The following is a 12,514-nucleotide window of genomic DNA, read 5'->3' as shown; positions in this document are numbered from 1 at the left end:
GGGGGAAACGATTGTTTGCGATGCAGGCCGCATGGGGAAGATCGTTTCGAAAGAGGATTACCAAGCGGCAAAAACTGTACAACTTCAGCGAAAACGATACGTATTGTCTCGCTTTTGTCAGCAAATTCCTACATCGTTAGTTGCCTTTCTGACCTTCAGAATCCTTTTTGAATGCCGTAAGTTGAGGATGGACTGCGTTTCTTCCCCTTCTTTTGTGCGGTCCTTGTACAGGAGACTGCCATGGCAATCAGCACCACCGACCTCAATACCTTAAGCACCATCCCGCAGACAAACACCTTGCCTGCCAATACGGACAACACCGATGTGACGACCGGCACCGGTACGACCGCCAGCGCCAACGGCGCCGGTCAAACCAAGCTGACGCCCGAGATCGTGAAACAGCAATTCAATGCATCGATTCTGCAAGCCTCGCTGGAAGTATCGATCAGCTCGCAAAACGATCCGCTGGCGCTGGTGTACAAATCTGCGATCGAAAATATCAACCAGATCCTCAAGCCCCAGCTTGGCGACAATGCGATCCAGAACGCCGCGTCTCAGGACAACAGCCCGGAAGCGACTGCGGGACGCATTCTGTCGTTCATCAAGAGCGCGTTCCAGATGTTCAGCCTCAGCAACAGCACGCAGGGCACCGGCGATACGAACAACAGCGATGGCGCTGACGGTACGAACGGCAGCAACGGCGCCGATCAGAACGCCGCCTTCGACAATTTCATGAGCCTGATCCAAAAAGGCGTCGACCAGGGCTTCAGCGAAGCGCGCGGCATCCTGTCGGGTCTCAATGTGCTCAATGGCGATATCGCCAGCAACATCGATAAAACCTACGAGATCCTCAAAAAGGGCATCGCCGATTTCATCGACTCCATCAAGAATCCGAAGGGCGACGATGGCTCGACGCCTGCAACAGGCGATGGCAGCAGCTATAGCTCGACTTACACATCCGTCTCGATTTCCGTCTCGGTCACATCGATCCAGACCGAAGTCACCAACACCTGATGGATGCAGCAGTGGCCGCATCGGCGCAATGAAGATTGCGGATGTAAAAAAAGACGCGGCATGCCGCGTCTTTTTCTTTCATCGCTCACTCTGCGTTTTCATCCCACAACGCAGAGCGGTATCGGCCTAGCCTTTCAGCTTGGCGAACGCCGCCGCCATGGCGCTGTTCACCGGCGCTTGCTGACGTGACTGCTGCCCCTGGTGTTGCGACAGACGGCGTGCGTCGTTGCGATCGCCGCGCTGCTCAGGCTTACTGCCGGCCACCGGCGCGCTGTCGGACAGGCGCATGGTCAGCGCGATGCGTTTGCGCTTCTCGTCGACTTCCAGCACCTTCACCTTGACCACCTGACCGGCTTTGACCACCGTATGCGGATCCTTGACGAAGGTATTCGACAGCGCCGAGATATGCACCAGACCATCCTGATGCACACCGATGTCGACGAAGGCGCCGAAGGCCGCCACGTTGGTGACCACGCCTTCCAGAATCATGTCCGGACGCAGGTCCTTGATCTCTTCCACGCCATCCTTGAAGGTCGCCGTGGTGAACTCAGGACGCGGATCGCGGCCCGGCTTTTCCAGCTCCTTCAGGATATCGGTCACGGTCGGCACGCCGAATTTTTCGTCGGCATATTTGGACGGGCTGAGCGATTTCAGCAATGCCGCTTCGCCGAGCACGCCTTTGACGTCCTTGTTGATGTCGGCAAGGATCTTTTGCACCAGCGGATACGATTCCGGGTGGACTGCCGAAGCGTCCAGCGGATTCTCGCCATTCATCACGCGCAGGAAACCCGCCGCCTGTTCGAAAGTCTTGTCGCCCAGGCGCGGCACTTCGCGCAATGCGGCGCGCGAAACAAACATGCCCTTCATGTCGCGATACGACACGATGCTTTGCGCCACCGCCGCGTTCAGACCCGACACGCGCGCCAGCAGCGGCGCCGATGCGGTGTTGACGTCGACGCCCACGGCGTTCACGCAATCTTCAACGACCGCGTCCAGCGAGCGCGCCAATTGCGACTGGCCGACGTCATGCTGATACTGGCCGACGCCGATCGACTTCGGATCGATCTTGACCAGCTCCGCCAGCGGATCTTGCAGACGGCGTGCAATCGACACCGCGCCGCGGATCGAGACGTCCAGATCAGGCAATTCTTTGGAAGCGAATTCGGACGCCGAGTACACCGACGCGCCGGCTTCCGACACGACGATCTTGGTCAGCTTCAGTTCGGGACGCATCTTGATCAGGTCTTGCGCCAGCTTGTCGGTTTCTCGCGATGCCGTGCCGTTGCCGATCGAGATCAGCGACACATTGTGCTTCTCGGCCAGCTTGGCCAGTGTGTGCAGCGAACCTTCCCAATCGTTGCGCGGCTGATGCGGGAAGATCGCGGTAGTGTCGACCACCTTGCCGGTGGCGTCGACCACTGCCACCTTGACGCCGGTGCGCAGTCCCGGATCCAGGCCCATGGTGGCGCGCGGACCGGCAGGCGCGGCCAGCAGCAGATCTTTCAGATTGCGTGCGAAGACGTTGATCGCCTCGGCTTCGCTGCGCTCGCGCAGGCCGGTCATCAGTTCGGTATCCAGGTGCATGAAGACCTTCACGCGCCAGGCCCAGCGCACGGTGTCGGCCAGCCACTTGTCGGCCGGACGACCCTTGTTGCTGACGCCGAAACGTGCGGCGATGCGGTTTTCGCACGGGTTATGCGGCGCGTCCCACTTCGGCTTTTCTTCTTCCGTGTCCAGACGCAGGGTCACGGTCAGCATTTCTTCGCGGCGACCGCGGAACAGGGCCAGCGCACGGTGCGACGGAATGGTGCCGAGGGTTTCGGAGTAATCGAAATAGTCGGCGAATTTTTCACCGGCGTCCTGCTTGCCTTCGATTACTTTCGACTCGACCACGCCGTGGTCGGTCAGGTATTCGCGCAGGGCTTGCAGCAACTCCGCATCTTCGGAGAAACGCTCCATCAGGATCTGGCGTGCGCCGTCCAGCGCCGCCTTAGTGTCGGCCACGCCCGGGTTGTCGCCGTTGTCGGTGGTGAAGGCCGGCTTGAGGTACTTGGCGGCTTCTTCTTCCGGGTTCAGCATCGGGTCGTTCATGAGCGCATCGGCCAGTTCGGTCAGGCCGGCTTCGGCCGCGATCTGGGCCTTGGTGCGACGCTTCGGTTTGTATGGCAGGTACAAATCTTCGAGACGGGTCTTGTCTTCCGCATGGACGATGGCGTCGAGCAAAACCGGCGTCATCTTGCCCTGCTCTTCGATCGACGCAATGATGGCGGTACGGCGGCTTTCCAGCTCGCGCAGATAGCGCAGGCGCTCTTCCAGCAGGCGCAATTGGATGTCGTCCAGGCCGCCGGTGGCTTCCTTGCGGTAACGCGCGATAAACGGCACAGTCGCGCCTTCGTCGAGTAAGGCGACCGCGGCGGCGACCTGCGCCGGCTTGGCGACGAGTTCAAGAGCTAAACGTTGTTCGATGGAAGGCAACATGACAATGAAATCCGGGAATTGAAAAACAAGCGTTGGATGATACGCAATTCAACCGCATGCGCCAATCTTGACAGGACTTATTTCTTGCCGAATAGATGAAATAAATCGCTTGCATGCGGGCGCGGGTGGTTTTTGGGGCGATAAATTGTCAGAAACGCGCGCCGATTGGACGGAGCGATTCGATATCCGCGATAATCGTCGCTTTCATTGTTAACTTTTTATTATCCAGTATGTCTATCCGTCTCATCGTCGGCCTCGGCAATCCCGGCCCGGAATACGAGCAAACCCGGCATAACGCCGGCTTCTGGCTGGTAGACAATCTCGCCGGCGGCACCCGTCTTGCACGCGAAACGCGCTTCAACGCGCTGGCCGCAAAAACATTCATCGGCGGCAACGAAGTCTGGCTGCTCGAACCGCAGACCTTCATGAACCGTTCCGGGCAATCGGTCGGCGCACTGGCGCGCTTCTACAAGATAGCGCCGGACGAAGTGCTGGTGGTGCACGACGAACTGGATATTCCGCCCGGCAGCGCCAAGATCAAGAAAGGCGGCTCCTCGGGCGGTCACAACGGCCTCAAGGACATCACCGCGGCGCTCGGCACGCAAGACTACTGGCGCCTGCGCATCGGCATCGGCCATCCGCGCACCATGGGCCTGCAACAACCGGTCGCCGACTTCGTGCTGCATCGTCCGCGCAAGGAAGAACAGGCGCTGATCAACGAAGCCATCGAGAAGAGTCTCGATGCGATTCCTCTGCTGGTCGAAGGCAAGTTTGAAGCAGGCATGATGCAGCTGCATACGGCGGCGAAATAGTCCCGCGTCTCCCGGAACCGGGCTCCCAATAAAAAACGCCGGCAAGCTGCCGGCGTTTTCGCTTCTGCTCAGGAAATTACTTCAGCGCAGAAAACTTCTGCTCCAGCGTCTTGGCATCGATCGCGCCGGGGATACGCGAGCCGTCCGCAAAAATGATGGTCGGCGTGCCGGTGACCTTCATCTTCTGGCCCAGCGCCAGCACTTGCTCATGCGGCGCGTTGCACGATGCAGGCGCTGCCGATGCTTCCTTGCCGTTCATCATCCAGTCGCTCCAGGCCTTGCTCGGATTGGCGGCGCACCAGATGTTGCGCGACTTCTCGATCGAGTCCTGCGCCAGGATGTTGTACTGGAAAGTGTAGACGGTCACATTGTCGACTTCCTGCAAGGTTTTCTGGAAACGCTTGCAATAGCCGCAGTTCGGATCTTCGAACACGGCGATGAAACGCTTGCCGTTACCCTTGACGGTCTTGATCGCCAGGTCCAGCGGCAGGTCGGAGAACTTGACCTTGTTGATCGCCTGGATCTTTTCCTTGGTGAAATCGCGATAGGTTTGCGAATCGACCACGCGGCCGATGAACAAGTATTGCGCCTTGGCATCCGTATAAATCACGTCGCCGTCGATCTGCACTTCGTACAGACCGGAATACGGCGTCTTGGTCACCGCCTCCACCTTGGCGCCGTCGCCGAGACGCGGTTCAATCAGTTTCTTGATGGTGGCTTCGGTCGTATCGGCAGCACAGGCCGAACCGCCGACGCAGGCCAGGAACAAGCCGGCTGCGGCCACGACTGCGGAGAGTGCCGCTGGGAGTGCAAAAATCTTTTTCATGTTTATTCCAATGGAAGGACGGTCGTCGGAGCCGGTACAAGATGCTTCATCGACCGGCTCGCGCAAATTCTGCCCACACTATAAGTTAAATTAATTAAATCCGTTTGCCGAGCGCGTGGGCCATCAGGCGCCGCTTTAAGACCGGCAGGTGGTTCACCAAGTTCAATCCCAGATTACGCACGATGCGCAAAGGCTCGATATTGGTTTCAAACAGGCGGGCAAGACCGTCGGTCGCCAGTTGCATGAGCAACACTTCTTCCTTGCGCGCGCGAGCGTAACGCCCCAGCACGCGTGCATCGCCACAATCGCGTTGCGGTTCGCGCGCGCTGATCACATTCAATAACGCGGCAACATCGGCAAAGCCGAGGTTCATGCCGTGCCCGGCCAACGGATGAATCACGTGCGCCGCATCGCCGATCAACGCCACGCGCGCGGCCGTCATCGCATGCGGCTTCACCAGCGTCAGCGGAAAATCGCGCACCAGTTCCGGCTCCAGCGGCGTCAAGGCGCCCAGCACAGGTCCTGCGTATTTAGCCAGATGTTGCGCCAGTTGCGCAGCAGGCTGGCGCAACAAGGTTTCCGCCAAGGCATCCGGCGCCGACCACACCAGCGACACGCGCTGACCCGGCAAGGGCAACAGCGCCACGATGCCTTCGGCAGCAGTGAACCATTGATAGGCCACGCCCTGATGCGCCTTCTCGCAAGAAAAATTGGTCACGATGGCGCGCTGTCCATAGGCGCGATAATCGAGCCCGATGTCGCATTGTCCGCGCACCCACGACTGGCCGCCATCGGCGCCGACCAGCAACGATGCTTTCAGCACGTCGCCGTTTTCCAGTTGCAGATCGACGCCTTGCGCATCCGTGCGCAGCGACACGGCGCGACCGTTGGTCACGCGCACATTGGGAGAAAATTTCAGCGCCGCGTCGAGCGCGGCATTCAGATTGCGGTCCTCGACGATCCAGGCCAGGGCGTCGACATGCGCCGAGTAGGCATCGAAAGCCAGCTTGCCCGGATGGTTGTCGCCGTCGCCGAACACTTCCATGCCATCCACCGCTGCCACACGCGCCGCATCGAGCGCATCCCACACCTTGATGGAAGAGAGCAGATCACGCGCAATCTGATTGACCGCATAGACGCGCACGTCCCAGCTCGCCGGTTCGGCATTCGCAGTCGCCGACGATGCCGGCGCCAGCAAATTGACGCGCAGGCCGGCTTGCGCCAATGCCAAGGCAGCAGTCTTGCCGATCGCGCCGTTGCCGACGATGCAGATATCGCCGGACTGCGGATCCGTCGTCTTGCGTGCGGCGGCCGAAGAAGAATTTAATGTATGACCATTCATGGGAAAGCATTATAAACGGCTTCACGGCAACGCCTTCCTTGATCTCCATCACAAGAAACCCATAGAAACGCCGCATGAATAAAGGCCTGCGCGCCGACAACAAAGAGGAAACAAATGGGCTGAACAAACTTTTTATAAAAAAAGTGGAAGCACCCTTTGCATTCTAAAATTATCTTGCTATAATTCGGCCTCTTGGCCTGGTAGCTCAGTCGGTAGAGCAGAGGATTGAAAATCCTTGTGTCGGTGGTTCGATTCCGCCCCGGGCCACCAAGACATCAATGCCCACTGTTCTCAGTGGGCATTTTCGTTTCCGAAGAACGCCGTGCGGCGCAGGGTTTGGGCTGTTTTGCATGTGCGGCGGCTGTCCTTGAAAGCGACTGCTTTTACTTCGCTCGATTCTTTTTTGCTCTCTGTTCTCTAAAAAGTATCCGCAACTGCCGTTATTCAGCACGCGCAGAGTTCGTTGTAATTCAGAGACTTACACATGGATCGTGAAGATGGATTCGTTAGCAATGCTGCTGTGCGGACGAGATTTAAAACAATCGACATCCAACAATAAATAGTCAGTGGAGACATCCATGAAATATGCAGGATTCTGGAGAAGATTTGGCGCATTCTGGGCAGACACGATAATCCTCACTCCCTGGATGTGGGGCGTTGGCTATTTTCTAAGCGAAAAGTCGCGCCTATTCAATCTGTACTTTTTTATTCCAGGCTTGCTGTTTGGATGGTGGTTTTACGTCTACCTGGTCGCAAAACACGGAGGCACTCCCGGTAAGCTACTGCTTAAAATAAGAATTGCCATGGCCGATGGCTCATCCGTGACCTATAGAGCTGCAGCTATCAGATACAGCGTCCTCTTTGCACTGAGCACACTTTCATCACTTGCAGTGCTCATTGGCACTTTAAAAATGACCGATGCCCAATATTTTTCTCTCGACTATCTGGCGCGTTCCAGAATGACGCTGGAGCTTGCCCCGCATTGGTACACTACCATTTCCGTATTGCTGCAGATCTGGATCTGGGGAGAGTTTGTCACCATGCTGCTCAATAAGAAGCGCCGGGCTGCTCATGATTTCATGGCTGGTACTATCGTGATCAGACGCGATACCGATGCTGCGGTACCTCCTGCTGAAGGCGCATAGGCTCGCTTTATTCTTTTCCAACACTCAGGCATATATTGGAATCAAAGTACCGCCCTCCCGGCAGGCTTTTCCAATCAAGAGTAAAATCGACCTCAGTCTGTGAACTGTTGTCTCTGGTTAATGCATTTACTTAATTTGTCATTAACTTCCCACAGGGCGGCTCCGCGACTTTGAGCAACCATCATCACGCAGTAACACACCATGAACATCCCCGAGCAAGGCCAGTTGGTCTGCGGCCCTTGCGGCCTCAAGAGCGGCTACAAGATTCCCGTCAGCGCCATCTGGCACTACGCGACCTGCATCAAATGCCACACCAAACACAGCGTCACCGCACAGGTCAAACCTGACGAACGGTAAGCGACGAACAAGAATGAAAAAAGCGGAGCGCCTCTAAAAGGTCGCTCCGCTTTTTGTTTGGATCCGCCCGGATCAGCGCGGCTTGAGTTCCGTCAGGCCCTGCTCCGCCAACGCCTTCAACCAGCCAAGGCCGTCCGAAGTCGCCGCTGCCGGCACGTATTCGCAACCGATCCATCCCTTGTAGCCCAAGGCATCGATCAGCTTGAGCAGGTAGGGATAATTCAGCTCGCCGATATCCGGCTCATGGCGTTCCGGCACGCCGGCGATCTGGATGTGGCCGACGCCGGCCATGTCGCGTTTCAGCTTGACGGCAACGTCGCCTTCGACGATCTGGCAGTGATAGCAATCGAACTGCACCTTCAGATTCTCCGCGCCGATTTCTGCGCAGATGGCTTGCGCATCGTCCTGGCGATTGAGGAAGAAGCCGGGAATGTTGCGCGTATTGATCGGCTCGATCACCACGGTCACGCCGGCCAGGTCGGCGTGATGCGCCGCGTACGACAGATTGTCCATGTAGACGGCGCGATGTTTGGCGCGATCCTGCTCGGGGCGAATCAGGCCTGCCATCACATGCAGCGTCTTGTTGCCGATGACGTTGGTGTATTTCAGCGCGGTATCAATGCTGCGCTTGAATTCGTCTTCGCGTCCCGGCAGGGAGGCGATGCCGCGCTCGCCTGCCGCCCAGTCGCCCGGCGGCGCGTTGAACAAAGCTTGCGTCAAGCCGTGCGCGTCGAGGCGCGACCGGATTTCTTCGGCCTGAAAATCATAGGGAAACAAAAACTCAACGCCGCTGAAACCATCTTTGGCGGCAGCGGCGAAGCGATCGAGGAAAGCATGTTCGTTGTACATCATGCTCAGGTTGGCGGCAAAGCGCAGCATCGTGATCTCCTTGGAATGAAGGCGCGCATCTTGTTCAGATGCGCGCCGGTAAGCTTACTCGTAACAGTTACTTGTTGACCAGTTTAGGTGAAGTTTTTAACACGGCGGCAGAACCGATCACCAGCATGATCGCCAGCATATACATGCCGGTCGCGCCGTTGTGCGTTAGATCCTTCAGATAACCGATCAGATAGGGGCTGACGAAGCCTGCCAGGTTGCCGACCGAATTGATGGCGGCGATACCGACTGCAGCAGCGGCGCCCGACAGGAAGGACGTCGGCAGCGACCAGAACAGCGGTGCGCAAGTCAGCACGCCGGCAGCGGCCAGCGACAGCGATGCAATCGAGATTGCCGTGTTGTCGGCAAACAGGGCGGCGCCGACGAAACCGACTGCGCCCATCATGGCCGGCACGATCAGATGCCAGCGGCGTTCACGGCGCGCGTCGGCGCTGCGGCCGATCAGGTTCATCGCAATGATGGCGCAACCGAAAGGAATCGCGCTCAACAGACCGATGTGCAGGTTGCCGGTCACGCCGGTCGCCTTCACCAGAGTCGGCATCCACAGCGTCAGGCCGTACTGGCCCATGACGAAGCAGAAATAGATCAGGCACATCAGCCACACGCGCTTGTCGCCGACGATGTCTGCAAACGAGTGCACGCTTTCCTTGCCGTGCTGGTCGGCGGCGATTTCGTCGTCCAGCAATTTCTTTTCATCGTCGTTGAGCCACTTTGCCTTGGCGATACCGTTGTCCAGATACGCCAGCGTCGCCAGGCCGATCAGCACCGCAGGAATCGCTTCGATGACGAACATCCATTGCCAGCCGTGCATGCCGGTGGTGCCGTGGAAGGCGTCCATGATCCAGCCTGACAGCGGATTGCCGAGAATGCCGGCAACCGGAATGCCCGACATGAACACGGCGATCACCTTGGCGCGACGATGCGACGGATACCAGTAAGTCAGGTACAGGATGATGCCGGGATAAAAGCCGGCTTCGGCCAGACCCAGCAGGAAGCGCAGCACATAAAACTGCATCGGCGTTTCAACATACATGAAGGCCGCCGACAGGATGCCCCAGGTGATCATGATGCGGGCGATCCAGACGCGCGCGCCGACCTTGTGCATCAGAATATTGCTCGGCACTTCGAACAGGAAATAGCCGATGAAGAACACGCCGGCGCCGAGGCCGAATACGGTTTCGCTGAAGCCGAGGTCGACCGACATCTGCAGCTTGGCAAAACCGACGTTCACGCGATCCAGATACGCGATGACGTAGCACAGCATGAGGAAAGGCATGATGCGCCAAAATACTTTGGCGTAGACCCGGTTCTTTTCTTGTTCGTTGGCGCTGGAGCCCAATGCGGCTCCTAGTGTGGTTGATGCAGTCATGCTACGACAATCTCCTGTTGATTATGATAAGGCCGCTCCAACGGCCATTGGTTTAGAGCCGCTAACAAAACACGCTGACGGCGTTGCTTCTCCCGGTTCAGCTTAACTAAGGTACTTTCGTACTGCCTTCGTCGGCGCGCCTTGCCATCGACGTTTTGTTAGCGGCTCTGATGGCGCCTGCTTTAAAAAAATGCAGGCAATTTAAAAATCTGACGTGCTGATAGAAAATCGGCTGGCGCGTGGCTGGCGAAAAAAAGTGAATGCTGCCGCTGGGATACCGGTTTTCGCCGGCGTCCCTGTTCGATTGTTTTTTGTTTTATTGAAACCGATCCGGACTGCTGAATGACTACCAGCGGGCGTTGAACACCTCGCGCAACTCTTGCAGCGCAGCCTCGTCCAGTGGCGCCACATTGCCGCCTGCCAGATGCCACAGCTTGGCGGTTTCTTCCAGCTCTTCCAGGGCATATGCCGCCTTGGACACCGAGCTTTCCCACACTACCGGACCGAGGCGTTCCAGCAGCACGCCGCGCACCTTGCCGGCGAGTTGCTTCACCTGTTCCGCCACCAGCGGATCGCCCGGGCGGCGATACGAAATCAACGGAATGTGGCCGACCTTCATCACGTAATACGGCGTGATCGGCGGCAGCACATCGTCCTGCGACCACACGCCCTTGATGCTGAGCTTGACCAGGTAGGTCGAGTGCGTATGGACGACGCCGTGCATTTCCGGATTGTTGTCGTAGACCATGCGATGCAGCGCCAGCGTCTTGGACGGCTTGTCGCCCGAGACCCAGTTGCCGCCGGCATCGACCTTGGCGATGCCGGCCGGATCGAGGTAGCCGAGACAGGCGTCGGTCGGCGTGATCAGCCAGCCTTCCCCGTCCGGCAGACGCGCGCTGATGTTGCCGGCTGAACCGACGGTATAGCCGCGTTGATAGAGACTAGCGCCGGTACGGCAAATCTCTTCGCGCAGTTGGCTTTCCTTGCTCATTGCTTTGCTCCGCCAAGGAAGCGCAAGGCCTTCTCGAAGAAATCGACGCTACCGAAATTGCCCGACTTCAATGCCAGCGCCAGCGGCTGCTCGTCGAGCGTAGCGGTCGCCGGCACGCCCGGATCGATCTGCGGTCCAATGCGCAATGCGCGCACGTCAAGCGCCTGCACCACGGCACCGGACGTCTCACCGCCGGCCACCACAAACTGGCGTACGCCACGGTCGCGCAAGCCCTTGGCGATATCGGCCAATGCCTGCTCCACCAGATGCCCCGCCTTGGCCACGCCCAGTTCTTTTTGCACGTCCTTCACTTCGTCCGGCGTCGCGGTGGCGTAAATCAGCACCGGTTCTTGCTTGATGTGTTCATCCGCGAAGGCCAGCGCCTGCGCCACGATTGCTTCACCGCGCGCCAAAGCGAGCGGGTCGATGCGGTAGGCAGGATGTTTACTCTTCCACTCGGCGACCTGCGCATTGGTAGCCTTCGACGCGCTTCCTGCCAGCACCACCGACAAACCGTCAATCTTCGGCAATTGCGCCGCTTCGCCTGCCGCATGCAACAAGCCGGCGCGGCGGAAATTCTCCGGCAAACCGAGCGCGATGCCGGAACCGCCGGTGACCAGCTTGAGTTCGGCACACGCCTCGCCCAACACGTACAAGTCGCGGTCCGACACGGCATCGGCAATCGCCATCTTGACGCCGTCGGCGCGCAGCGCAGTGAAGCGCTCGGTGACGGCGGCGACATCCTTGGCCACGGTGTCGTAACGCACCAGGCCGACTTTGGATTCGGTCTGACGCTGCAGCACGCGCACCAGATTGGCGTCGGTCATCGGCGTGAGCGGGTGGTTCTCCATGCCCGATTCGTTCAGCAAGGCATCGGCGACAAACAGGTAGCCGCGATAAATGGTGCGACCGTTTTCCGGGAAAGCCGGGCAGGCGATGGTGAAGTCGGCGCCCAACTCGGTCAGCAGCGCATCGGTCACCTGGCCGATGTTGCCGGCGTCGGTGGAATCGAAGGTCGAGCAATACTTGAAGAAAAATTGCGTGCAGCCCTGTTGCTGCAACCAACGCAATGCGGCCAGCGATTGCTCGACCGCTTCGGCGGCAGGAATGGTGCGCGACTTGAGCGCGATCACCAGCGCATCGGCTGCGACGGCAGGCAACTGTTCGGGGATGCCGATGGTTTGCACGGTGCGCATGCCGCCGCGCACCAGCATGTTGGCGAGATCGGTGGCGCCGGTAAAATCGTCGGCGATACAACCGAGCAGAGGTTTGGCTTGGGACAT

Annotated in this window: 11 protein-coding genes and 1 tRNA gene; 5 read left to right on the top strand and 7 right to left on the bottom strand. The window is 58.5% G+C overall.

Annotation, left to right across the window (positions count from 1 at the left end):
* Positions 1-240 precede the first annotated feature (240 nt).
* A complete protein-coding gene (locus tag AKL25_RS04365) occupies positions 241-1,014 on the top strand; it encodes a DUF5610 domain-containing protein (protein WP_050476412.1) in 774 nt (257 codons plus the stop codon).
* Positions 1,015-1,140: 126 nt separating this feature from the next.
* Here AKL25_RS04365 and AKL25_RS04360 read toward each other — a convergent pair whose 3' ends face one another.
* A complete protein-coding gene (locus tag AKL25_RS04360) occupies positions 1,141-3,492 on the bottom strand; it encodes a Tex family protein (RefSeq protein WP_050476411.1) in 2,352 nt (783 codons plus the stop codon).
* 230 nt (positions 3,493-3,722) lie between these two features.
* On the opposite strand from AKL25_RS04360, the gene pth reads away from it, so the two are divergent.
* Positions 3,723-4,304, top strand: coding sequence for an aminoacyl-tRNA hydrolase (gene pth / locus AKL25_RS04355; protein ID WP_050476410.1), 582 nt, complete (start codon positions 3,723-3,725; stop codon positions 4,302-4,304).
* A 76-nt stretch (positions 4,305-4,380) separates the two neighbouring features.
* Here pth and AKL25_RS04350 read toward each other — a convergent pair whose 3' ends face one another.
* Positions 4,381-5,130, bottom strand: coding sequence for a DsbC family protein (locus AKL25_RS04350; RefSeq protein ID WP_050476409.1), 750 nt, complete (start codon positions 5,128-5,130; stop codon positions 4,381-4,383).
* A 94-nt stretch (positions 5,131-5,224) separates the two neighbouring features.
* A complete protein-coding gene (locus AKL25_RS04345) occupies positions 5,225-6,472 on the bottom strand; it encodes an FAD-dependent monooxygenase (RefSeq protein WP_050476408.1) in 1,248 nt (415 codons plus the stop codon).
* A 194-nt stretch (positions 6,473-6,666) separates the two neighbouring features.
* Here AKL25_RS04345 and AKL25_RS04340 point away from each other — a divergent pair.
* The 3 genes from AKL25_RS04340 to AKL25_RS24405 all read left to right on the top strand — a co-directional run bounded on the left by AKL25_RS04340 (position 6,667) and on the right by AKL25_RS24405 (position 7,974).
* A tRNA-Phe gene (locus AKL25_RS04340) sits at positions 6,667-6,742 on the top strand.
* A 308-nt stretch (positions 6,743-7,050) separates the two neighbouring features.
* Positions 7,051-7,617: an RDD family protein gene (locus AKL25_RS04335; RefSeq protein ID WP_050476407.1), complete on the top strand. Its 567-nt coding sequence runs from the start codon at positions 7,051-7,053 to the stop codon at positions 7,615-7,617.
* A 201-nt stretch (positions 7,618-7,818) separates the two neighbouring features.
* Positions 7,819-7,974, top strand: coding sequence for a hypothetical protein (locus AKL25_RS24405; protein WP_167541852.1), 156 nt, complete (start codon positions 7,819-7,821; stop codon positions 7,972-7,974).
* 72 nt (positions 7,975-8,046) lie between these two features.
* Here AKL25_RS24405 and otnI read toward each other — a convergent pair whose 3' ends face one another.
* The 4 genes from otnI to otnK form a co-directional block, all read right to left on the bottom strand.
* On the bottom strand, positions 8,047-8,853 hold the full coding sequence (gene otnI / locus AKL25_RS04330) for a 2-oxo-tetronate isomerase (protein ID WP_050476406.1): 807 nt from the start codon (positions 8,851-8,853) through the stop codon (positions 8,047-8,049).
* Positions 8,854-8,920: 67 nt separating this feature from the next.
* Positions 8,921-10,240: an MFS transporter gene (locus AKL25_RS04325; RefSeq protein WP_050476405.1), complete on the bottom strand. Its 1,320-nt coding sequence runs from the start codon at positions 10,238-10,240 to the stop codon at positions 8,921-8,923.
* A gap of 346 nt (positions 10,241-10,586) precedes the next feature.
* On the bottom strand, positions 10,587-11,231 hold the full coding sequence (gene otnC / locus AKL25_RS04320; RefSeq protein WP_050476404.1) for a 3-oxo-tetronate 4-phosphate decarboxylase: 645 nt from the start codon (positions 11,229-11,231) through the stop codon (positions 10,587-10,589).
* Positions 11,228-12,514, bottom strand: coding sequence for a 3-oxo-tetronate kinase (otnK, locus tag AKL25_RS04315; protein ID WP_050476403.1), 1,287 nt, complete (start codon positions 12,512-12,514; stop codon positions 11,228-11,230). Before otnK ends, otnC begins: the two co-directional genes overlap by 4 nt.

The sequence above is a fragment of the Herbaspirillum rhizosphaerae genome (genome assembly GCF_001189965.1).
GTDB classification, from domain to species: Bacteria; Pseudomonadota; Gammaproteobacteria; order Burkholderiales; family Burkholderiaceae_D; genus Herbaspirillum; species Herbaspirillum rhizosphaerae.
This window is presented reverse-complemented; position numbering and strand designations above follow the sequence as displayed.

Excerpts from the sequence above, each read along its gene's own strand:
- AKL25_RS04345 (WP_050476408.1), bottom strand. The coding sequence starts at position 6,472 with ATGAATGGTCATACATTAAATTCTTCTTCGGCCGCCGCACGCAAGACG.
- otnC (WP_050476404.1), bottom strand. The coding sequence starts at position 11,231 with ATGAGCAAGGAAAGCCAACTGCGCGAAGAGATTTGCCGTACCGGCGCT.
- AKL25_RS04325 (WP_050476405.1), bottom strand. The coding sequence starts at position 10,240 with ATGACTGCATCAACCACACTAGGAGCCGCATTGGGCTCCAGCGCCAAC.
- AKL25_RS04350 (WP_050476409.1), bottom strand. The coding sequence starts at position 5,130 with ATGAAAAAGATTTTTGCACTCCCAGCGGCACTCTCCGCAGTCGTGGCC.
- AKL25_RS24405 (WP_167541852.1), top strand. The coding sequence starts at position 7,819 with ATGAACATCCCCGAGCAAGGCCAGTTGGTCTGCGGCCCTTGCGGCCTC.
- otnK (WP_050476403.1), bottom strand. The coding sequence starts at position 12,514 with ATGTCCCAAGCCAAACCTCTGCTCGGTTGTATCGCCGACGATTTTACC.
- pth (WP_050476410.1), top strand. The coding sequence starts at position 3,723 with ATGTCTATCCGTCTCATCGTCGGCCTCGGCAATCCCGGCCCGGAATAC.
- otnI (WP_050476406.1), bottom strand. The coding sequence starts at position 8,853 with ATGCTGCGCTTTGCCGCCAACCTGAGCATGATGTACAACGAACATGCT.
- AKL25_RS04365 (WP_050476412.1), top strand. The coding sequence starts at position 241 with ATGGCAATCAGCACCACCGACCTCAATACCTTAAGCACCATCCCGCAG.
- AKL25_RS04360 (WP_050476411.1), bottom strand. The coding sequence starts at position 3,492 with ATGTTGCCTTCCATCGAACAACGTTTAGCTCTTGAACTCGTCGCCAAG.
- AKL25_RS04335 (WP_050476407.1), top strand. The coding sequence starts at position 7,051 with ATGAAATATGCAGGATTCTGGAGAAGATTTGGCGCATTCTGGGCAGAC.